Below are 19619 nucleotides of genomic sequence, written 5' to 3'. Positions count from 1 at the left end.
GATTCATGACTGACACCCCCACCTCAACCTTGAAGTCAGGCAAGCTCGGCGTCATCGGCATCGTCTTCTTCGTCGTCGCCGCATCGGCCCCGCTCATCGGCATGACGGGCGCTGTGCCCGTCGCGATGGTGCTCGGCAACGGCGCGGCTGTGCCTGGCGCCTACCTCGCGGTCGGCCTGACCCTGCTGCTCTTCACGGTCGGCTACGCGGCGATGAGCCGCACCATGACCAACTCGGGCGCCTTCTTCGCCTACGTGGGCAAAGGCCTCGGCGTCAACGCCGGTGTCGCCAGCGCTTTCACGGCGCTGACCGCCTACATCACCATCCAGCTCGCCATCTATGGCTTCTTCGGCGCCGTCGTCGGCGGCACGATGGCGGGCCTCGGCGTCGACCTGCCCTGGTTCGTCTGGTCGCTGCTGGCGTGGCTCATCGTGAGCGGTCTGTCGCTGCTGAGCGTCGACATCGGCGCCAAGGTGCTCGGAGTGCTGCTCACCCTCGAGATTCTCATCCTGCTCGTCGTCGGCTTCGCGATCTACATCGCCGGTGGCCCCGAAGGCATCGACTTCGCCGCCTCGTTCAGCCCGACCGAGATCTTCGCTGGCGGCTTCGCCGGCACGGCGGGCATCGCGCTCGCCTTCGCGTTCGCGAGCTTCATCGGCTTCGAAGCGACGGCGATCTACGGCGAAGAGTCGAAAGACCCGAAGCGCACGGTGCCGATCGCGACGTACGTGGCGATCGGTGTCATCACGGCACTGTTCGCGATCGTCTCGCTCGCGATGGTCACCGGTCTGGGCCGCTCGAACCTCATCGACGAGGTGCTCGAGCGCTCTGACGGGCTCGCCGCTCCGGAGGGCGTGCTGTTCAGCCTCGCCGACCAGTATGCGGGCGGCTGGGCGGTCGTCATCATGGCCGTGCTCATCATCACGAGCCTGTTCGCCGGTTTGCTCGCGTTCCAGAACGCGGCCGCGCGCTACTTCTTCGCCCTCGGGCGCGGTGGAGTGCTGCCGGCACGCGTCGGAACCACCAACAAGGCAGGCGCACCGCAGGCGGGCGTCATCATCGTCTCGTCGATCGCCGCTCTCGTCATGATCATCTTCGCGATCGTCGGCTTCGACCCCGTGCTCAACCTGTTCTTCTGGATGAGCTCGATCACGGTCATCGCCATCGTGCTCGTCGAGATTCTGGTGAGCATCGCCGTGATCGTGTACTTCGTGCGCGAGAAGACCGGCAACCTGTGGGTGACGAAGATCGCGCCGGCCCTGTCGGCGATCGTTCTGGCGCTGGGCCTCTACCTGCTGATGTCGCGGTTCAACCTGCTGGCGGGCACGGTGCCCGAAGGCGTCGACCCGTCGCTGCCCGAGAGCTCCTGGCTGCTCGACCCGCTCGGCTGGTTCTTGGTGCTGCTGCCCTTCATCGCGCTCGTGGTGGGTTACATCGTGGCGCTCATCAACAAGAAAGAGAACGAGCAGCTGGTGAAAGACTTCGCGTCTTGAGGCACTGACTGCTCATTGACGCTCGCCGGGCGGTCGCCGATCCGACCGCCCGGTGGGCTTTCTGACACAAGGAGAAGACCATGCGTGACGACGACTTCGATCTCGACGTGATCGACGAGACGGATGCTCGCCACGAGCACCTCGTCGCCGCACTCGACCGTGCCGAGCTCGAGGCGTCGATCGCAGAGCTGCCGCACGACCTGCAGGCCGCCGCCACCGGTGTGCTGCTGCAGGGCCGCACCTACAGCGACGTGAGTCAAGAGCTGGGCATCCGTCAGCCCGAACTCGTTCGTGCTGTGCATCGCAGCCGCGCGATCATCGCGCGACGCGCTGCCGGTGCTTCGGGGGGCGACGCCGCGTGACCGTGGCCATCGGGGTCACGACGTACCTCGAGCCGGTCGTGATGGGGTTGTGGAGCCGCCCTGGCAGCATGCTGCCGCAGGTGTACAGCGACTGCGTCATCGGTGCGGGGGCCGCGGTGGTCACTCTGCCACCGCAGCCGCCGACGCCCGAGGTGGTGGCGCGCGTGCTCGACGGCATCGACGGCCTCATGCTCACCGGTGGCAAAGACGTCGACGCCCGGCTGTACGGCCAGCAGCCGCACCCCGAGAACGACGCCCCGCGGCCCGACCGCGACGCGTGGGAGGTCGCCCTCGTGCTGGCCGCGATCGAGCGCGACCTGCCGTTCTTCGGCATCTGCCGGGGGCTGCAGGTGCTCAACGTCGCGTTGGGGGGCACGCTCATTCAGCACCTGCCCGACGTGCTCGGGTCGAACCGCTACAGCTACGGCAACGCGGTGTTCGCCGACAACCCGGTCATCACGGTGCCCGGCACGAGCGCGGCGCAGATTCTGGGCGAAAGCCTCACGGTGAAGAGCTATCACCACCAGGCGATCGACCGGGTGGCCGAGGGTCTCACCGTGACGGCGCACGGCGACGACGGCGTCGTGCAGGCCGTCGAGGTCGACGCGATGACGTTCGGTGTGGCGGTGCAGTGGCACCCCGAAGAGACGCCAGACGATCTGCGGTTGTTCGAGGCGCTCGTCGCCGCGGCCGCGAGCCGCTAGCTCAGTAGCCCGAGCTCGGCGAGCGCGGCGCCCCGCGCTCGAGCAGCTCGTCGACCTCGTCGAGCCCCGCGGCGACCGCGGGTTCTGCCGTGAGCGGGTTGGTGAGGTCGCCGCTGACGCGGTCGAGCAGTGCGTGCAGCATGTCGACGGCGTCGTCGACGATCTCGGTCGATCGGCGTTCGGTGCCGTGCAGCAGCCAGCGGGCGAGCTCGAGCTCGGCTGCGAGCACCGCGCGCCTGCCCACCTGTCGGTCGTGCACTCCGCGCGACTGGTGATACGCGTCGAAGCCGCTCTCGGGCACTGCGGGCGAACTCGAGCCGAGCATCCAGAACAGATCACGGGCGGGGTCGCCGACCTGCAGCCTGGCCCACCCGAGCAGCCCCGTCACCGACTCGCCCACGACGAGAAACGACGACGCTCTGAGCGAGCCGTTGATGACGGTGGGCGTGAACTGCCAGAGGCTCGAATCGTTGACGGCGAGCTCCCAGCGGTGCAGCAGTGCTGCGGGCACGAGCCCGGTGGCGGCGGCGCGGTCGAGGGTCGTCGCCGATTCACGCATGACGTCGATGGCGCGCAGTTGCGGCAGCCCGACGTCGGCGACGACGCTCGTGGGCAGGGCGTGAATGGCGGCGATCGCCTGCCCGATCGAGGCGGCGATGCCGGGAGTCACCTGCTCGAGCAGCAGGGGCGTGCCGTCGACGAACTCTGAGACCACGGCTCGCGTGCCGTCGAGCGGAGCCTGACCGAGCATGCGCGGCACCCCGAACGGCAGTCGGGCGCGCACGCCGTCGCTGAGCGCCCGAATGGCCACCAGATCAGCAGACTGCTCGCTCTCCGCGGCGGCCGTGCGCGGCACTCTGATGACGAGGGTGCGACCGTCTCGAGCACTCAGCAGCGCTGAGTCGACGTCGCCGCCGGTGCCGCCCAGCGGTGCCGCATGCGTCACGTCGAGGCCCGGCACTGCCGAGGTTGCGAGCGCGGCTAGAGTGAGCGGAGAGCGGCGTGACATACCGACAGGGTAGGTTGCCCGGTGGCTGACGGTCGCGTGCGCCACGCCTCGGGCGGGTGCTGAACCGTCGTCAGTGTCGGGCGCACGGGCCGCCCGCAATCGTCGAGAGGTCGTGCATGCACCGTTCACTGACGCACCGGCTGCCCCTGGCGCGGTACCGCATCGACCGCGACCACGTGGGCCGCGAGCGCCCCCACCTGTTCGCCGAGCTCGCCGACGACGCGTCGACGCGGGTCATCGCCCTGTGGCGCGGCGAAGTGCTGCTGGCCGATGTCGACGCAGCGGCGACGGATGCGGCTCTGGCCCCAGCACTGCGGTTTCTGCCGTGGGGGGCTGTGCCGGCCGATGCCCTGCACATCTATCTCGGCCGAACGATCGATGACGAGGGTGATGTCGCCGCCGGTACGCCCATCGTCGCAGTGGTGCTCGACGACGAAGCGGGCCCAGCACTCGAGCCCGACGTGGCGTTGTGGGGCTCGCCCCGCACCCTCGGGCACCGCTGGGGCGATCGTGATGCGGGGCTCGTCATCGAGGCGCTCGGCATCGCCAACTGGCACGCGACCCACCAGTTCTCGCCCCGCACGGGCAACCCCACCGAGTCGGTCAAGGGCGGCTGGGTGCGCATCGACTCTCGAGACGGCACCGAGCTCTTTCCGCGCACCGATGCGGCGATCATCGTGGGCATCACCGACCCAGACGATCGCATCGTGCTCGGCAGCAACGCCTTGTGGGAGTCGAATCGGTTCTCACTGCTCGCCGGTTTCGTCGAGCCGGGCGAGTCGCTCGAGGCCGCCGTCGTGCGCGAGGTGCACGAAGAGACGGGCTTGCGCATCATCGATCCGGTCTATGTCGGCTCGCAGCCGTGGCCGTTTCCGGCGTCGCTCATGCTCGGCTTCAGGGCCACACTCGACCCCGCGCATGCTGATGAACTGAGGCCAGACGGCACCGAGATTCTCGACTTGCGCTGGTTCAGTCGCGACGAGCTGGTGGCGAGTCTCGACCAGATCCTGCTGCCGGGTCGCACGTCGATCGCCCGTGCGATCATCGAAGACTGGTTCGGCGGCCGCCTGGACGCTCCGTGAGCGACGCCCCCCTCGCCGAACGGCTGCTCGCCGAGCTCGACGAGCGACAGCGTGAGGTGGCCGAGACGCTGCTCGGCCCCGTCTGCGTGCTCGCCGGCGCAGGCACCGGCAAGACGCGCGCCGTCACGCACCGCATCGCCTACGGCGTCGCGACGGGCGCCTACGACCCCAGCCGGGTCATGGCGCTCACGTTCACGACGCGCGCGGCGGGCGAGCTGCTCGGCCGCCTGCGGGCCCTGGGCGCCGAGGGGGTCGCGGCGCGCACCTTCCACTCTGCGGCGCTGCGTCAGCTGCACTACTTCTGGCCGATCGTCGTCGGCGGCACCCCGCCGCGCGTGCTCGACAGCAAAGGCGCCCTGCTCGGTCAAGCCGCCGCGGCGCTCAAACTCAGCCTCGACACCGCGTCGTTGCGCGACGCCGCAGCCGAGATCGAGTGGCGAAAGGTCAACCGCATGTCGATCGACGCCTATGCGCGCGCGGCAGGCAGCCGCTCGTTGCCGGCGAGGCTCAGCGTCGACGCGATGGCCGCGCTGCAGCGTCAGTATGAGCAGCTCAAAGACGAGCGCAAGCAAATCGACTTCGAAGACGTGCTGCTCGCCACCGCCGGCATGATCGAGAGCGAGCCGCGCGTCGCCGACCAGGTTCGGGCGCAATACCGCTTCTTCGTCGTCGACGAATATCAAGACGTGTCGCCGCTGCAGCACGACCTGCTGGGGCTGTGGCTCGGCGGCAGGCGCGAGCTGTGCGTGGTCGGTGACGCCTCGCAGACGATCTACTCGTTCGCCGGAGCGTCGAGCGACTACCTCGTGCGCTTCGGCTCTGAGTATCCCGAGGCGAGGGTGGTGCGCCTCGAAGACAACTACCGCTCGACGGCCCCCATCATCACGCTCGCGAACCGGCTCATGCGCGGCAGACCCGGAGCCCTGACGCTGCACGCGGCGGGTGATGGCAGCGATCGCGGCCCGGCGCCCGCGGTGCGTCGCTTCGTCGACGATGCCGACGAAGCGGCATCCGTCGCCCAGTCGATCGCGCAGCGCATCGCCGACGGAACACCGCCCGAGTCGATCGCTGTGCTCTACCGCATCAACACGCAGTCGATCGCGCTCGAGTCGGCGCTCAGCCGGTTCGGGGTGCCAGTGCAGTCGCGCGCCGACAGCCGCTACTTCGACCAGATCGAGGTCAAGCAGGCGATCATGCTGCTGCGGGGCGCCTCGATCTCGATCACCGATGAGCCGCTGTTCAAGAGTGTCAGCGACGTCATCAGAGGGCTCGGCTGGCGGCAAGACCCGCCCGAGGGCGGGGGAGCCGAGCACGCCAAGTGGCAGAGCCTCAACGCTCTCATCGGGCTCGCCGAAGAGGCGCCGGCGGGCACGACCCTCGTCGACTTCGTGCGCGAGCTGCAGCGCCGCCAGCAGCAGCAGCACGCCCCCACGAGGTCGGCCGTCACGCTCGCCACCCTGCACGCCGCGAAAGGCCTCGAGTGGGATGTCGTCTACATCGTCGGCCTGAGCGAGGGGCTTATTCCGATCAGCTTCGCGCAGAGCCTCGAGGCAATCGATGAAGAGCGGCGGCTCGTCTACGTGGGCATCACGCGAGCGCGAAGGGTGCTCGAACTGTCGTGGGCGCAGCGCCAGTCGTCGTCGCGCGCAGAGCGTGCCGCGAGCCGGTTTCTCGACGAGGTTCGGGCGCCGGCGCAGCGCTGAGCTCGCGGCAGCCGCACTGCTCGATGCCGCTCACGTCGTTCTCGGTGCGGTCGCTCGTCTCGGTGTCGAGGCGCACGGCGGTGCCGTTGCGCGCCTTTCGCAGCAGCCGGGCCGCCTCGATCGCCGCCTCGGTCGCGAGAGCGACCGTCTCGGTGCTCGCCGACCTGCCCCACAGCTGCGCGGCGATCGCGGGCCACGCCTCGTCGCGCGCCGCGCGATGCCGCTCTGCGCAGGTCAGGCACGCGGTTCGACCCGGAACAACGAGCGGCCCGATCGTCACCGCCACTTCGCCGAACACGATGGGCAGGTGCGCGATGTCACGGCGCAGCCAGCGCTGGTGGGCGAGCGGGTCGACCACGTGAGCGCTGACGAGCACGGCCGCGGCAGGTCGCCTGCCCCCGACCCGCTCGACCGACGCTCCGACGGCGACCGGATGCCCCGCCTCACCCAGCACTCCCGCCACCCGCGCGGCCATCGCCCCGCTGCCGACGATCGCGAGGGGCGGCCGCTGCGCGGCACGCGGTGCGCGCTGCTCGCGCTCGAGCGCCGGAGCCAGCGCCGTCAGCACCTCGTCGACCCGGTGCGGGGGCACCTCGGCCTGGGCGCCGAGCGCACGGAGGGCCTCCCGGCTCGCCCCCACGCCGAGCGCCGCGATGAGCCGCGCGTCGCCGTCTGATACCCCGTCGAGCACCGCGGCCACCGGGTCGACGCCGATCTGCACGCAGTGCGGAGTTCTCCAGACGATGGGCCGGCGGTCGTCGAGTCGCAGAATCATGCCGCACATGATGCGGTGCTCGCTCGATCGCCGCGCGAGGCCTCCACAGCCCGCGGCACCGCCCCCGCCGCGCCCTCGGAGCACCTGCACCGTCGTTGAAACGTTCCATCGGTCAGTTGTTGTCGCAATGCATCGCGTCACCGACAACAAGTGACGGATCGACGCCTCATGTGCACGGTGTTGCCCGGCACGCCGCCCGGCAGCACCTGCACCGTCATTGAAACGTTCCATCGGTCAGTTGTTGTCGCAATGCATCGCGTCGCCGACAACGAGTGACCGATCGACGCCTCATGTGCACGGGTTCGACGAGCACCGCGCCGCACCGCATCTGGCCCCGCGCCCCGCTGCACCGCGCCCAACAGCACCGCGCGCGGCACCCCGCGCCGCCTACCTACGCCGTCGGCTCGTCCGGCCCCGGCGGCTCGTCTGGCGCCTCGCCGGGCGCCCCTTCGACCGGGCGGGCTCCGCCGTCGTCGGCGAGCAGGTCGCTCAACGCCTGGTCGAGGGCATCGGCGCTCGCGTCTGCGGTGCCCGAGAGCGAGGCGATCACCCGGCTGGGGTCGTCGATATCGTCTGAGCCCGGCAGCAGGTCGGGGTGAGCCCAGAGGGCGTCGCGCTGCTCGGCTCCGACGGCGTCTTCGACGGCACGCCAGAAGGCCGCCGCCTCGCGAAGGCGTCTGGGTCGAAGCTCGAGGCCGACGAGGGTCGAGAACGCACTCTCGGCCGGGCCTCCCGCCGCACGACGTCGCCGCACGGTCTCGGCGATGGCGTCGGCGCGAGGCAGTCGTGCGGTGGCGCTCGCGGTCACGACGTCGACCCAGCCGTCGATGAGGGCGAGCGTGGTCTCGAGCCGGCCGAGCGCGGCGACCTGGGCGTCGCTCTTGGGCGGAATCAGGGCACCCGAGGTGAGCGCTTCGCGCAGGCTCTCGGGGTTGGCGGGGTCGAACTCGGCGGCGAGCGACTCGATGCGCTCGGTGTCGATGCGAATGCCCTTGGCATAGTCGGTGATCGCGCTGATGAGGTGCAGGCGCAGCCATCGCGCGTGACGGAACAACCGGGCATGCGCCAGCTCGCGCACGGCCAGGTAGAGCTGCACCTGATCGGGCGCGATGTCGAGGCCGGCACCGAACGCGGCGAGGTTCTGGGGTATGAGTGCAGCCTGCACGTCGTGGTCGTCTCGGCCTGGCAGCAGGGGAATGCCGATGTCGCCCCCCGACACGACTTCTGCCGACAGCTGCCCGACCACGTGGCCGAGCTGCATCGAGAAGAGCGTGCCGCCGAGTGATCGCATGAGTTGGCCGGCGTTCGCCACCATGCCTTTGAGCTCTTCGGGCATCTGCTCGTCGAGCACGGTGGTGAGCGAGTCGGCGATCGAGGTCGCGACGGGCTCGGCGAGCTGCGTCCAGACGGGCAGGGTGAGCCTGGCCCAGTCGGCGCGGGTCATGAGCGTGGGCTCTGAGGTGAGCTGCGTGATCGAGGTGGCCTCGTCGAGCCACAGGGCGGCGACGTTGAGCGCTTGCCGCAGCTGGTCGAGTTCTGCGCCGCTCGAGCGAATCGAGCCCTGTGCCGCGATGCGGCCGGCTTCGTCGCGTGCGAGCTGCCAGTCGACTCCGTCTGCGTTGGCGTTCATCGCCTTCTGCAGCTGCCCCATGAGGCGCGCGACCATGAGCGGGTCGGTGGGCAGGCCTGCGGCCCCTGCGAGCTTCGAGGGGTCGAGCTCGCCTTCCCCCGACAAGAACTTGGCGAGCATCTCACGAAACTCGTCGTCGGCGCCGCCAAGCGAATCGTCAGCCATGCTCTCTACGCTAGTGGCCGCACCTCGGCGTCTGGTGGGTTTTCGCCTAGGCTGACCCGGTGCCCCTGCGCCGTGGGCGAACAACGCCATTCGGCCGTGTCGAGAGGAGCCCGGTGAGCCTGTTCACCGACGATGCGCACGCCGCCGCCGATGCCCGTCTGCGCGGTCGACGCGTCGGCTGGCTGCTGCTGGCGCTGACCCTGTTCGGCGTGTTCGGCCTGGCCGTGCTGCCATCGCCCTATGTCATCGAGCGGCCGGGGCCCGTGTTCGACACTCTCGGCGTCGTCACGATCGATGGCAACGAGGTGCCGCTCATTCAGATTCCGACCGAGCCGACCTTCGACACGACGGGGTCGCTGAGTCTGCTGACGGTCAATGTCTTCGGCAACCGCGAGCAGTCGCCGTCGTGGTTCGACGTCATGCGGGCCTGGGTCGACCCGTCGCAGTCGGTGGTGCCCGTCGACTCGATCTTTCCGCCTGGCGTCAGCACCGAGCAGCGCCGCGAGCAGAGTCGCCTCGACATGGAGAACTCGAAGCAAGAGGCCATCGCCGCAGCCCTGCGCGCCATCGGCGAGCCGTACGAGAGCCAGCTTCGCGTGGCCGACACCGTGCCAGACAGCCCGGCCGAGGGCACGCTGCGCAGCGACGACATCATTCTGACCGTCGCCGACGAACCGGTTCGGGATGTCACGGCGCTGCGCGCCGCGATCGCCGCCCACGGCACTGCGGGCCCCGTCGAGATCGGCATCCGCCGTTCGGGGTCGGATCGCACGGTGAGCATCACGCCGGTGCTGAGCGACGGCGAGCCTCGAGTGCCCGTGATCGGCGTGCTGATCGCGGGGGAGTACGTCTTTCCGTTCGATGTCGAGATTCAGCTCGACAACGTCGGCGGCCCGAGCGCCGGCATGATGTTCGCCCTCGGCATCATCGACAAGCTGACCCCTGGGTCGCTCGCGGGCGGCGCTGACGTGGCGGGCACGGGCACGATCGCGGCCGATGGCACCGTGGGGGCCATCGGCGGAGTGGTGCAGAAGATGCACGGTGCCGTGGGTGCTGGCGCCGGCTGGTTCTTGGCTCCTGTGGCGAACTGCGCCGAGGTCGCCGGCAACGTGCCTGCGGGCCTCGAGGTGTTCGCGGTGGCGACGCTCGACGACGCCATCCGGGTGCTGCAGGCGATCGCCGACGACAGCGGTCTCGGCGAGCTCGCGCGCTGCGAGGGCTAGGCGGCTCTGGGCGATCGCCAAGTCGCGCCCGGTAGGCTGATGAGGCTCACCCCTCACAACCCGGGAGTACAACCGTGACGTCCACCGCTGCACCCCCCGCCAATCGGTCGCGTTCGACCCTCGCCATCTCCGCCGTTGTTCTCGGTGTGATCGTGGTGCTGTTCTTCGTCTTCGCGAACGTCTACACCGACATCCTCTGGTTCGATCAGCTCGGCTACTTGAATGTGCTGACCACGCAGTGGATCGCGACGGGTGCGATGTTCGTCGTCGGGTTTCTCGGCATGTTCCTGCCGGTCTGGGCAAGCCTGCAGATCGCCTACCGGTGGCGACCGGTCTACGCGAAGCTGAACTCGCAGCTCGACCGCTATCAAGAGGTCGTCGAGCCGCTGCGCCGCGTCGCGATGCTGGGCATTCCCGCTGTGCTGGGTCTCTTCGCCGGGGTCACGGCGGCCGGTCAGTGGCAGATGGTGTTGCAGTGGCTCAACCGCACGCCATTCGGCACGACCGACGCGCAGTTCGGCTTCGACATCTCGTTCTTCGTCTACGAGCTGCCGTTCATCCGCGGCATCATCGGCTTCGCGTCGGGCGTCGTGCTCATCTCGATTCTTGCCGCGGTTGCGACGAGCTACCTCTACGGTGCGATCCGCGTCAACGGTCGCGAGATTCGCATCTCGCGCACCGCGCGCATCCAACTGGCCATCATGGCCGCGATCTACATCGCCCTGCAGGGTGTGAGCATCTGGTTCGACCAGTACGCCACCGTCGTGCAGCCGAGCGACGGCTTCCTCGCGATCGGTGCGGGATTCACCGAGGTGAACGCGACGATTCCCAGCCGCGGCATCCTCGCCGGCATCGCCATCTTCGTGGCACTGCTCTTCATCATCACGGCCATCATCGGCCGCTGGCGCCTGCCCATCGTCGGCACCGCCCTGCTGCTCGTGAGCGGTCTGCTGATCGGCAGCGTCTACCCGTGGATCGTGCAGCGCTTCCAGGTCGAGCCGAGCGCTCGCACCATCGAGGCGCCGTTTATCCAGCGCAACATCGATGCCACTCGTGATGCCTTCGGCGTCGCAGACCTGCAAGAGATCTCGTACAGCGCGGTCGTCGACGCCGAGGCCGGGGCGCTGCGTGAAGACGCCGAGACCACTGCGAACATCCGCATCATCGATCCTGCTCTGGTCACGACGGCGTTCGCGCAGCTCGAGCAGTTCCGCCAGTACTACCAGTTCCCGCGCTTCCTCGACGTCGACCGCTACGAGATCGACGGCCAGATTCAAGACACGGTGCTCTCGCTGCGCGAGCTCAACCCGGCGGGGCAGACCTCGCAGAACTGGTACAACAACACCATCGTCTTCACGCACGGCTACGGCGTGGTCGCGGCCTACGGCAATCAGCGCACCGACGACGGTCGCCCGCTCTTTCTCGAGGGCGGCATTCCGGCGGGCGGCTCGCTGACCGATGAGCTCGGCGAGTACGAGCCGCGCGTGTACTTCGGCGAATCGTCGCCGGTGTACTCGATCGTCGGAGGGCCGGAGGGCGGCCCCGAGCTCGAGCTCGACTTCCCGTCTGAGGGCAGTTCAGAGCAGGCGGGCAACGCCACCTACACCTTCACCGGCGATGGCGGGCCGACGCTCGACAACGTGTTCAAGCGACTGCTCTACGCGATCAAGTTCCAGTCTGAGCAGATCTTCTTGTCTGAGGCCGTCACCGACGACTCGCAGATTCTGTACGAGCGCAACCCGCTCGACCGTGTGCAGAAGGCGGCGCCCTACCTGAAGCTCGACTCTGACCCGTACCCCGCGATCGTCGACGGCCGCATCGTGTGGATCGTCGACGGCTACACGACGACGGCGAGCTACCCGTACTCGACGTCGATCTCGCTGAGCCAGGCGATCGCCGACACCTACACGCCGCCGCCGGCGTTCGCGCTCGACCAGATCAACTACATCCGCAACTCGGTGAAGGCGACGGTCGACGCATACGACGGCTCGGTCACGCTCTACGCGTGGGACACCGAAGACCCGATTCTGCAGACCTGGCAGAAGGTCTTCCCGACCACGATCGTCTCGGCAGACGAGATGAGTGACGACCTGCTGTCGCACGTGCGCTACCCGGCCGACCTGTTCAAGGCGCAGCGCAGCATTCTCGGGGCCTACCACGTCACCGAGCCCGGTTCGTTCTTCTCGACCGACGACGAGTGGCGCACGCCGAACGACCCGATCTCGTCGGCGGCGAACCCCACCCTGCAGCCGCCCTACTACCTCACGATGCAGGTGCCCGGAACCTCGTCGCCGGGCTTCACGCTCTACTCGACGTTCATTCCGCGCACGGCGAGCGACAACGAGCGCAACGTGCTCACCGGCTACCTCGCGGCGAATGCCGACCCGGGCCCGGACTACGGCAAGCTCACGCTGCTGACGTTGCCGTCGCAGACGATTCCGGGCCCCGGTCAGGTGCAGAACCAGTTCAACTCTGACACCGAGGTGGCCAACCAGCTGGCCCTGCTGCAGCGCGGTGAGACCGAGGTGCTGCGCGGCAACCTGCTGACGCTGCCGGTCGGTGGAGGCTTCCTCTACGTGCAGCCGATCTACGTGCAGTCGACGGGTGAGACGAGCTTCCCGCTGCTGCGCAAGATTCTTGTCGCCTTCGGTGATGAGATCGCCTTCGAAGACACCCTCGATCAGGCGCTCGACGCTCTGTTCGGCGGCGACTCGGGCGCGAACGCCGGCGACGGCGATGTCGAGCCTGTCGACCCGACCGACCCGACGGCGCCGACCGACCCGAGCGAGCCGGGCGTCGAGATCTCGGCGGCTCTGGCGCAGGCACTGCGTGACGCTCGCGATGCGCTGCTCGAGCGCGAAGCGGCGTACGCCCGCAACGACCTGGTCGGGGCTGCTCAAGCCGACGAGCGCCTGCAAGAGGCGCTCGAGCGGGCAATCGCGCTGAGCGACTAGGCCGGTGGGCGCTGCCGACGACGCTCCCCAGTGGGCCCGGGTCAACCGGGCCCGCTGGGATGAGCTCGTCGATGTGCATCTCGCGAGCGACATGTACGACCTCACCGAGCTGCGCGCGGGTGCCGGAACCCTCGTGCCGATCGATGAGGCCGAGCTGCCGCTGATCGCGCCCGAGGGCTGGCACGGGTTGCGCGTGCTGCACCTGCAGTGCCATTTCGGTGCAGACACGCTCACGCTCGCGCAGCGCGGCGCCACCGTCGTGGGGCTCGACTTCTCGATGCCCGCGGTGAAGCAGGCGCGCGCCCTCGCCGCCGAGCTCGAGCTCTCTGAGCGCGCCCGGTTCGTCTGCGCCAACGTCTACGACGCCCGCCACGCCCTGCCAGAGCCCGAGGGCTTCGATGTCGTGTACACGACCTGGGGAACAATCGGCTGGCTGCCTGACATCACCGAGTGGGCCCGCATCATCGCCTGGTTTCTCAAGCCGGGCGGCAGGCTCTACTTCGCCGACGGGCACCCGTCGGCCTTCGTGTTCGACGAGCCCCAGCCGGGGCTCCCGCCGCCTTGCTCGATGGCGGCCCCGCCCTCTTTCCGCCTGCACGGTTCGGCTACTTCGATGACGCTCCGATCGACATCGACGAAGAAGGCGATTATGCCGACCCGGATGCTCGCATCACGAACACGCGCACCATCGAGTTCATGCATCCCCTGGGTGCGACGATCACCGCTCTCATCGATGCCGGGCTCACCATCGACTTCGTGCACGAGCACGACGTGGTTCCGTGGCAGATGTTCTCGGTGCTCGAACCGCGTGAGGGCGGCCTCTGGGGGTGGCCCGCCACAGCGTGGCTGCCGCTCGGCATGAGCCTCGCGGCGACCCGTCGCAGCGACTGACACCCCCATTCGGGCGTCACCCCATGTGGGGATTCCTGGCGGTGCGCGGCGTCGATACCGTGGTGGTCGAAGGGGGGCCTGGAAGGAAGCCCTGTGTCGGCACTGATTGCCGCTGCACTGCACACTGCTCGACCGTTCATGCGCGCCTGGGCGGCGATCAAAGAAGACGAGCTCGCGATGATGCCGAGGCCTCTCGACCAACCGCGCTCGGTGGCCGACGGCCCGTCGGCTGACCGCATTCTGCTCATCGGCTCGGGGCCCGCCGCAGGATGGGGTGTGTCGTCGCACGACCTGGCCCTGCCCGGGGCGATTGCGCGGGCGGTTCGTGCACGAACGGGTCGTGGTTGCATCGTCGATGTCATCGCCGATGTGCACATGACAGCCGCCTCGCTCGCGGCTGTGCTCGGCGGAGCCCAGCTCGAGCGCTACGACGCCGTGGTGACGACCGTGGGCACCAACGACGCTGTGCGTTTCACCTCGCCGGGCGAGTGGCACCGCCGCATCTCGCGGGCCGTCGAGATCTGGTCGACCCGCGTGCGCCAGGGCAACCTGCTGCTCATGGTGGGCATTCAGCCCATTCGCTCGATCTCGATCTTCACCGGTCTCGCTGGTCGGCTCGCCGATCGCCTGGCCCTCACGCTCAATCGGCTGACCGACGAGATCGCCGCGACGGTCGATACCGTCACCACGACCGTGCTTCCCACCCTCGATGTCGAGCCGAGCGCGTCGCTCGGTCGACGCACTCCCGAAGACTACGATCTGTGGGCGCGCCAGATCGCGGCCGAGCTCGTCGACCATCTCGACGGGCTGGCCTACTCGGGCGAGCGCCACCGTTCGATCGCCGATGGGGTGACGGCGGGGGTCGACGACGGCGAGTCGCTCGCTCGCCTGCTGCGCAGCGAAGCCGACTCGCTCGACAAGATCGTCAAGATGGCAGCCTCGGGCTTTCGTGCGCCCACGGCGCTCGTGACAGTTCTCGGCCCCGACACGCAGTGGCACGTGTCGCGCTATGGTCTCGATCTCGAGTCAGTGCCGATCGAGCAGTCGTTCTGCGCCGTGGCGGTGCGGCACGACGACGCCATGGTGGTGCCCGATGCCGCGCACGACCCGCGTTTCGCGGCGAGCGCCTTCGTCACGAACAAGACCGTGGGCTACTACGCAGGCGTGCCCATCGAAGACCCCCACGGTCGGCGCATCGGCGCTCTGTGCGTCATCGACACCAAGTCTCGGCCGGTCACGACTCAGGCCGAGCTCAGTCTGCTGCGCGGGCTCGCCGAGAAGGTTCAGGGCATCGTGTGGAGCGCTGCTGGGCAGCAGTGAGTCGCACGCGCATGACCGCGTGATCGCGGCGGCTGCAGCACGGCTGCCGCGGCCGCTGATTGGCTCTGGGCCTCATCAGCCTGCTAGGCTTGACTCTGCGCCGCGGGGTGGAGCAGTTCGGTAGCTCGCTGGGCTCATAACCCAGAGGTCGTAGGTTCAAATCCTGCCCCCGCAACCATCGTCCTGATTCAGGGCCACGAAGACCCTCGAACCTCACGGTTCGGGGGTCTTCTGCGAAAGGCAGCGGTCATGCGCGTTCTCGACTCCCATCTGCATCTCTGGGATCCCGCTGTCGTGACGTACGAGTGGCTCGACGGCCCTTTGCGACGACGATTCGCGTCGAGCGAGCTCGTCGAGGAGCTCGCCGGCGTGCAGCCGACGGTGGAGCGTTCGTTCATCGTCGTCGAGGCTGATCCGCTGCCCTCGCAGTCGCTGCTCGAGGTCGACTCGGTCACGTCGCTGAGCGAGGGGCTCAGTATTCGCGGCATCGTCGCTCGCGCAGGCGTCGAGCGCGGTGACGCTGTTGACGATGAACTCGACGCCCTGGCACACCGCCGTCTCGTGGTGGGCGTGCGGCGACTTCTGCAAGACGAGGCTGACGGTTTTGCCACCACCCGTCAGTTCTGCGACGGAGCGCGGCGAGTCGCGAGGGCCGGTTTGACGTTCGATGCGTGCGTGCGGTGGAGTCAGCTCGGCGACGTGGTCGCACTCGCCGATGCGGTTCCGGAGTTGTCGATCGTGCTCGATCACCTCGGTAAGCCGCCCATGGGCATGCATGAGCAGCCCGCAGAGGCTCGTGTTGTGGCGTGGCTCGACGACCTGCGCGCTCTCGCTGAGCGCCCCAACACATGGTGCAAGCTCTCGGGGCTGCCCGCCGAAATCCGCGGTGAGTGGCGCGCAGAGCAACTGTGGCCCTATCTCGACGCAGCACTGCATGCATTCGGCCCTGAGCGGCTGCTGTTCGGCGGCGACTGGCCGGTCTCGCCTGACTACGGTCGATGGTTCACGACGGTGACAGACTGGCTGGCCGACCGCGTCAGCGACCGCGCAGACGCGATTCTCTGGTCGAACGCTGCACGCGTCTATCAGGTGGCGTGAGTCGTCACCCTGCCGCGGGGCGCAGTCGGAGGGCAGCCATGCCGCCGTCGACCTCGACGCAGGTTCCCGTCGTCGAGCGAGAGAGCGGGCTGACCAGGTAGAGCACTGCATCGGCCACCTCGAGGGCCTCGATGAGTCGTCCGTGCGGCTGACGCGCTTCGAGCGCTGCGCGCTCTGCGGCAGGGTTCTCGGCCGAGCCGAGCAGCCTGGCGACCCACTCGGTGTCGACCGTTCCGGGGTTCACGGCGTTCACTCGAATGCCCTCGCGCAGATGGTCTGCGGCCATGGCGCGCGTGAGCGCCACGACAGCCCCCTTCGTCGCACTGTAGAGGGCGCGCTGCTGCATTCCGACGATTGCGGCGACCGAGCCGATGTTGCAGATGGCGGCACTCGGCGATCGGCGCAACCAGGGCATCGCCGCGGCTGACGTGCGCGCGATTCCGGTCACGTTGACCGACTGCACTCTGGCCCACTCGTCGTCGTCGTTCGCTGTGATGTCACCCTGCGCGCCGATGCCCGCGTTGTTGACGAGAATGTCGATGCGCCCGAAGCGCTCACCGACGCTTGCCATGGCGGCATCGACGCTTCGACGGTCTGAGACATCGGCATGGAAGGCCGACACTGCGGTATCGGCGTGCGCGATGTCGCGGTCGAGCACGGCGACGATCGCGCCGTGCTCGCGAAGCCGCGCGACGATAGCCGCCCCGATTCCTGACGCCCCGCCCGTGACGACGGCGACCAGGCCGTCGAACTGCGGCGCGGTCATCGGGCGGCCTCCCAGGCGATGAAGTGCTGACGCTGATGGCCGAGACCCTCGATGTCGATGTCGACGACGTCGCCGGGCGCAAGGTATGAGAACCGGCCAGAGAGCGCGACACCCTCTGGGGTGCCGGTGAGCACGAGGTCGCCGGGCTCGAGCGTCAGATACTGCGACAGATGCCAGATGATCTGGTCGACGCTGAAGATCATGTCGGCAGTCGACGAGTCTTGTCGCGGTGCGCCATTGACGAAGCTTCGCAGTCTCAGCGCCGTGGAGTCGACCTCGTCGGGCGTCACGAGCCACGGCCCGGTGGGGTTGAAGCCGGGCGCGCACTTGCCTTTCGACCACTGGCCGCCAGAGACCTCGAGTTGAAAGGTGCGCTCAGAGAGGTCGTTCGCGACGACGTACCCCGCAATGTGCGCGTTCGAGTCGTCCGGTGATTCAAGGTAAGCGGCTCGACGGCCGATGACGACGCCCAGTTCGACCTCCCAGTCGGTGGCGGTGCTTCCTCGAGGAATGGTGATCGTGTCGTTCGGTCCGACGACGGTGTTCGGGGTCTTGAGAAACATGACGGGGGCGTCGGGTGGTGCGGTTCCCGACTCCGCCGCATGCGCGGCGTAGTTCAATCCGATGCACACCACAGCGCTCGGGCGTGCGATCGGAGCGCCGATGCGCAACGATTCAGCCTCGACCATGAGCGGCAGCGTGCCGGCTCGGAGCGCTGCCGAGGTGCGACCGACAGGGTCGTCAGCAAGAAAGTCTCCGTGAACATCGGATGTCAATGAACTGAGGTCGAAGTACTGACCGTCGTGGAAGACCACCGGCACTTCTCGACCGACCTCGCCGAGCCTGGCGAACTTCATAAAACTCCTGCCGACTGGTCTCGAATGCAGCGGGTTGCCGCAGTGGGGGTGCACGATCCACGCCCAGTATAAACATCCGATGTCTATCGGGCAATGAGCTGATCGATCACCGAGCCTGCGACGTGCTCAAACGCAGCAGAATCGCCGCCGCCAGGCAGCTGATCGCGGCCACCGCCGACCATGCGCCCGCGTACGCGATGATGAGCGCCACTCGTGCGGTCGAGCCCAGCGCCTCGACGCCCCACAACGTGATCACCAGCGCGACAGTGGCGAGCGCCGCGGCCACGACCCCGGCGCGGGTGAGCAGTCGCGAGGTGACAACTGTGGCAGTCGACCCTCGTGGCGACGACGGCTGCGGGCCGATCACCGCGAGCGTCAGGGCGGCCCACGCGAGCGCGACGAGCAGGGCGGCGACCACATCTGATGCCCGGTGCCAACCGTTGACCATGGTGGCGATGCCGGTGATCGCGGCGAAGCCCCAACCGAGCACGGCCGCCAACCAGCGCCACGCCGACGGAACCGCGAGAATCGCGACGACCGCCGCAGTGGCGGCCACCGTGGTGTGCCCGCTCGGAAAGGAGTTGCCGTAGTCGTGTGCGAGCCCGAAGTCGGGGCGAGTGATCACGACGTTCTTGAGCACCTGCGTCGTCGCGTTCGCTGCGAAGACGAACAGGGGAATAGCGACCGCCAGCATCCAGTGTCGACGCGCGGCCGTCACGGCGACTCCGCAGAGTGTCACGATGGCGAGAAACGGCAGCGAGAGCAGCTCGAGCACCGCGAGCGTCGGAGCCGCGAGCGTTCGTCTGCCGATCAGAGAACTGTCGAGCGCGACTCCTTCGATGCGTTGACCGGTCGACGTGGTGATGAACGCCCACCACAGTGCCACGACGCTGGCGCCCGCCAGCAGTGCGATGAGTGCGGCAGACGGTCGACGTGAGGCTGACGCACTCATGCCGGCCCCCGGTCTCTGTCGATATTCCGCACGCTCTCGAGGCTACCGGCGCAGCACGAGCAGTCAGGCGCAGCCGGCAGACGCGAGGCGAGCCCCCGGTATTCGCTTTGCGAAGCTTCAGGCCCGTCGGTGCTTGCGACCCTCTGCGCTACGCGCGACGATGGGCGCGTCGGGTAGGGGACCCGCCTGGGCGTGCGCGACCGCCCCCCTTCAGGTTCGCGATCGCACGCCGCTCGACACGGTCGGTGCTCTCACTCATTCGGGTTGACTGAGAGCACCGGCCGCTCGTGAGTTGACGAGCGTCATCGCTACGATGCGAGTCGAGCAGTCACCGTGACGAGGCCCGAGCCTGCCGCCTCGGTCGGGGTCACTCCGACAACCTCGAAGTCGACGCGGGTCGGCGGGTTGGCCTCGAACTCTTCATCGGTCATCTGCCAGGCGAACGGGCCATCGAACGAGTCGAGAAAGTCGAACCAGTCGCCCACGGCCGGGTAGGTGCCGTCTCGTTCGTTGAGCAGTTCGAGACGGTAGGCGATGACGGTCGCGAATCGTTCGCGGAGCGGCGCGTCGGGGCCGCCGTCTTCTGCGAGAACCGAGACGGAGAATTCGTAATCAGACATGGCGACACGCTGTCG

17 protein-coding genes, 1 tRNA gene and 1 pseudogene are annotated in these 19619 nt (G+C 68.4%); 12 read left to right on the top strand and 7 right to left on the bottom strand.

Features of this window, described 5'->3' with window-relative positions:
• Nucleotides 1-5 precede the first annotated feature (5 nt).
• The 3 genes from KIT89_RS06650 to KIT89_RS06640 all read left to right on the top strand — a co-directional run bounded on the left by KIT89_RS06650 (nt 6) and on the right by KIT89_RS06640 (nt 2559).
• Complete coding sequence (locus tag KIT89_RS06650; protein WP_297603835.1) at nt 6-1493, top strand: APC family permease; 1488 nt, start codon at nt 6-8, stop codon at nt 1491-1493.
• A gap of 80 nt (nt 1494-1573) precedes the next feature.
• Complete coding sequence (locus tag KIT89_RS06645; protein ID WP_297603834.1) at nt 1574-1855, top strand: hypothetical protein; 282 nt, start codon at nt 1574-1576, stop codon at nt 1853-1855.
• The gene (locus tag KIT89_RS06640) at nt 1852-2559 is read left to right on the top strand and encodes a gamma-glutamyl-gamma-aminobutyrate hydrolase family protein (protein ID WP_297603833.1); all 708 of its coding nucleotides are present in this window, start codon (nt 1852-1854) and stop codon (nt 2557-2559) included. The genes KIT89_RS06645 and KIT89_RS06640 overlap by 4 nt, the downstream gene beginning before the upstream one ends.
• Nucleotide 2560: 1 nt before the next feature.
• Here the strand turns inward: KIT89_RS06640 and KIT89_RS06635 are convergent, their stop codons facing one another.
• Nucleotides 2561-3568 carry a phosphotransferase gene (locus KIT89_RS06635; RefSeq protein ID WP_297603832.1) on the bottom strand — a complete coding sequence of 336 codons (1008 nt, stop codon included), beginning with the start codon at nt 3566-3568 and terminating at the stop codon, nt 2561-2563.
• Between the two features lie 116 nt (nt 3569-3684).
• On the opposite strand from KIT89_RS06635, the gene nudC reads away from it, so the two are divergent.
• Together nudC and KIT89_RS06625 are read left to right on the top strand one after the other, a co-directional pair.
• A complete protein-coding gene (nudC, locus tag KIT89_RS06630; protein ID WP_297603831.1) occupies nt 3685-4650 on the top strand; it encodes an NAD(+) diphosphatase in 966 nt (321 codons plus the stop codon).
• Nucleotides 4647-6353 carry an ATP-dependent helicase gene (locus KIT89_RS06625; RefSeq protein ID WP_297603830.1) on the top strand — a complete coding sequence of 569 codons (1707 nt, stop codon included), beginning with the start codon at nt 4647-4649 and terminating at the stop codon, nt 6351-6353. The genes nudC and KIT89_RS06625 overlap by 4 nt, the downstream gene beginning before the upstream one ends.
• Here the strand turns inward: KIT89_RS06625 and KIT89_RS06620 are convergent.
• Both KIT89_RS06620 and KIT89_RS06615 read right to left on the bottom strand, forming a co-directional pair.
• Nucleotides 6238-7128, bottom strand: a complete 891-nt coding sequence (locus KIT89_RS06620; protein WP_297603829.1) for a hypothetical protein — start codon at nt 7126-7128, stop codon at nt 6238-6240. The two genes, KIT89_RS06625 and KIT89_RS06620, sit on opposite strands and share 116 nt — an antisense overlap.
• 391 nt (nt 7129-7519) lie before the next feature.
• Nucleotides 7520-8923 carry a zinc-dependent metalloprotease gene (locus KIT89_RS06615; RefSeq protein WP_297603828.1) on the bottom strand — a complete coding sequence of 468 codons (1404 nt, stop codon included), beginning with the start codon at nt 8921-8923 and terminating at the stop codon, nt 7520-7522.
• Nucleotides 8924-9036: 113 nt separating this feature from the next.
• Here KIT89_RS06615 and KIT89_RS06610 point away from each other — a divergent pair, with 113 nt between their 5' ends.
• The 7 genes and pseudogenes from KIT89_RS06610 to KIT89_RS06585 all read left to right on the top strand — a co-directional run bounded on the left by KIT89_RS06610 (nt 9037) and on the right by KIT89_RS06585 (nt 16409).
• Entirely contained in the window at nt 9037-10146 is a 1110-nt protein-coding gene (locus KIT89_RS06610; protein WP_297603827.1) for a S16 family serine protease, read from the top strand.
• 74 nt (nt 10147-10220) lie between these two features.
• Complete coding sequence (locus tag KIT89_RS06605; protein WP_297603826.1) at nt 10221-13100, top strand: UPF0182 family protein; 2880 nt, start codon at nt 10221-10223, stop codon at nt 13098-13100.
• Nucleotides 13101-13191: 91 nt separating this feature from the next.
• A pseudogene (locus KIT89_RS13595) lies at nt 13192-13602 on the top strand (class I SAM-dependent methyltransferase); the annotation flags it as partial.
• A 59-nt stretch (nt 13603-13661) separates the two neighbouring features.
• Nucleotides 13662-13991: a hypothetical protein gene (locus KIT89_RS06600; RefSeq protein ID WP_297603825.1), complete on the top strand. Its 330-nt coding sequence runs from the start codon at nt 13662-13664 to the stop codon at nt 13989-13991.
• Between the two features lie 93 nt (nt 13992-14084).
• Complete coding sequence (locus KIT89_RS06595; protein WP_297603824.1) at nt 14085-15311, top strand: GAF domain-containing protein; 1227 nt, start codon at nt 14085-14087, stop codon at nt 15309-15311.
• A 101-nt stretch (nt 15312-15412) separates the two neighbouring features.
• Nucleotides 15413-15489: transfer RNA gene (locus KIT89_RS06590), tRNA-Met, on the top strand.
• 71 nt (nt 15490-15560) lie between these two features.
• On the top strand, nt 15561-16409 hold the full coding sequence (locus KIT89_RS06585) for an amidohydrolase (RefSeq protein WP_297603823.1): 849 nt from the start codon (nt 15561-15563) through the stop codon (nt 16407-16409).
• Nucleotides 16410-16413: 4 nt separating this feature from the next.
• On the opposite strand, the gene KIT89_RS06580 is transcribed toward KIT89_RS06585, so the two are convergent.
• The 4 genes from KIT89_RS06580 to KIT89_RS06565 form a co-directional block, all read right to left on the bottom strand.
• The gene (locus KIT89_RS06580) at nt 16414-17175 is read right to left on the bottom strand and encodes an SDR family NAD(P)-dependent oxidoreductase (protein ID WP_297603822.1); all 762 of its coding nucleotides are present in this window, start codon (nt 17173-17175) and stop codon (nt 16414-16416) included.
• Entirely contained in the window at nt 17172-18032 is an 861-nt protein-coding gene (locus tag KIT89_RS06575) for a fumarylacetoacetate hydrolase family protein (protein ID WP_297603821.1), read from the bottom strand. The genes KIT89_RS06580 and KIT89_RS06575 overlap by 4 nt, the downstream gene beginning before the upstream one ends.
• A 106-nt stretch (nt 18033-18138) precedes the next feature.
• Nucleotides 18139-18984, bottom strand: a complete 846-nt coding sequence (locus KIT89_RS06570; protein ID WP_297603820.1) for a phosphatase PAP2 family protein — start codon at nt 18982-18984, stop codon at nt 18139-18141.
• A 308-nt stretch (nt 18985-19292) separates the two neighbouring features.
• Nucleotides 19293-19604, bottom strand: a complete 312-nt coding sequence (locus tag KIT89_RS06565; protein ID WP_297603819.1) for a hypothetical protein — start codon at nt 19602-19604, stop codon at nt 19293-19295.
• Nucleotides 19605-19619: the final 15 nt, after the last annotated feature.

The organism is Microcella sp. (assembly GCF_025808395.1).
Taxonomy (GTDB): Bacteria; Actinomycetota; Actinomycetes; order Actinomycetales; family Microbacteriaceae; genus Microcella.
Note: the sequence above shows the minus strand (reverse complement) of the source record. Positions and strands in the feature narration are given on the sequence as shown.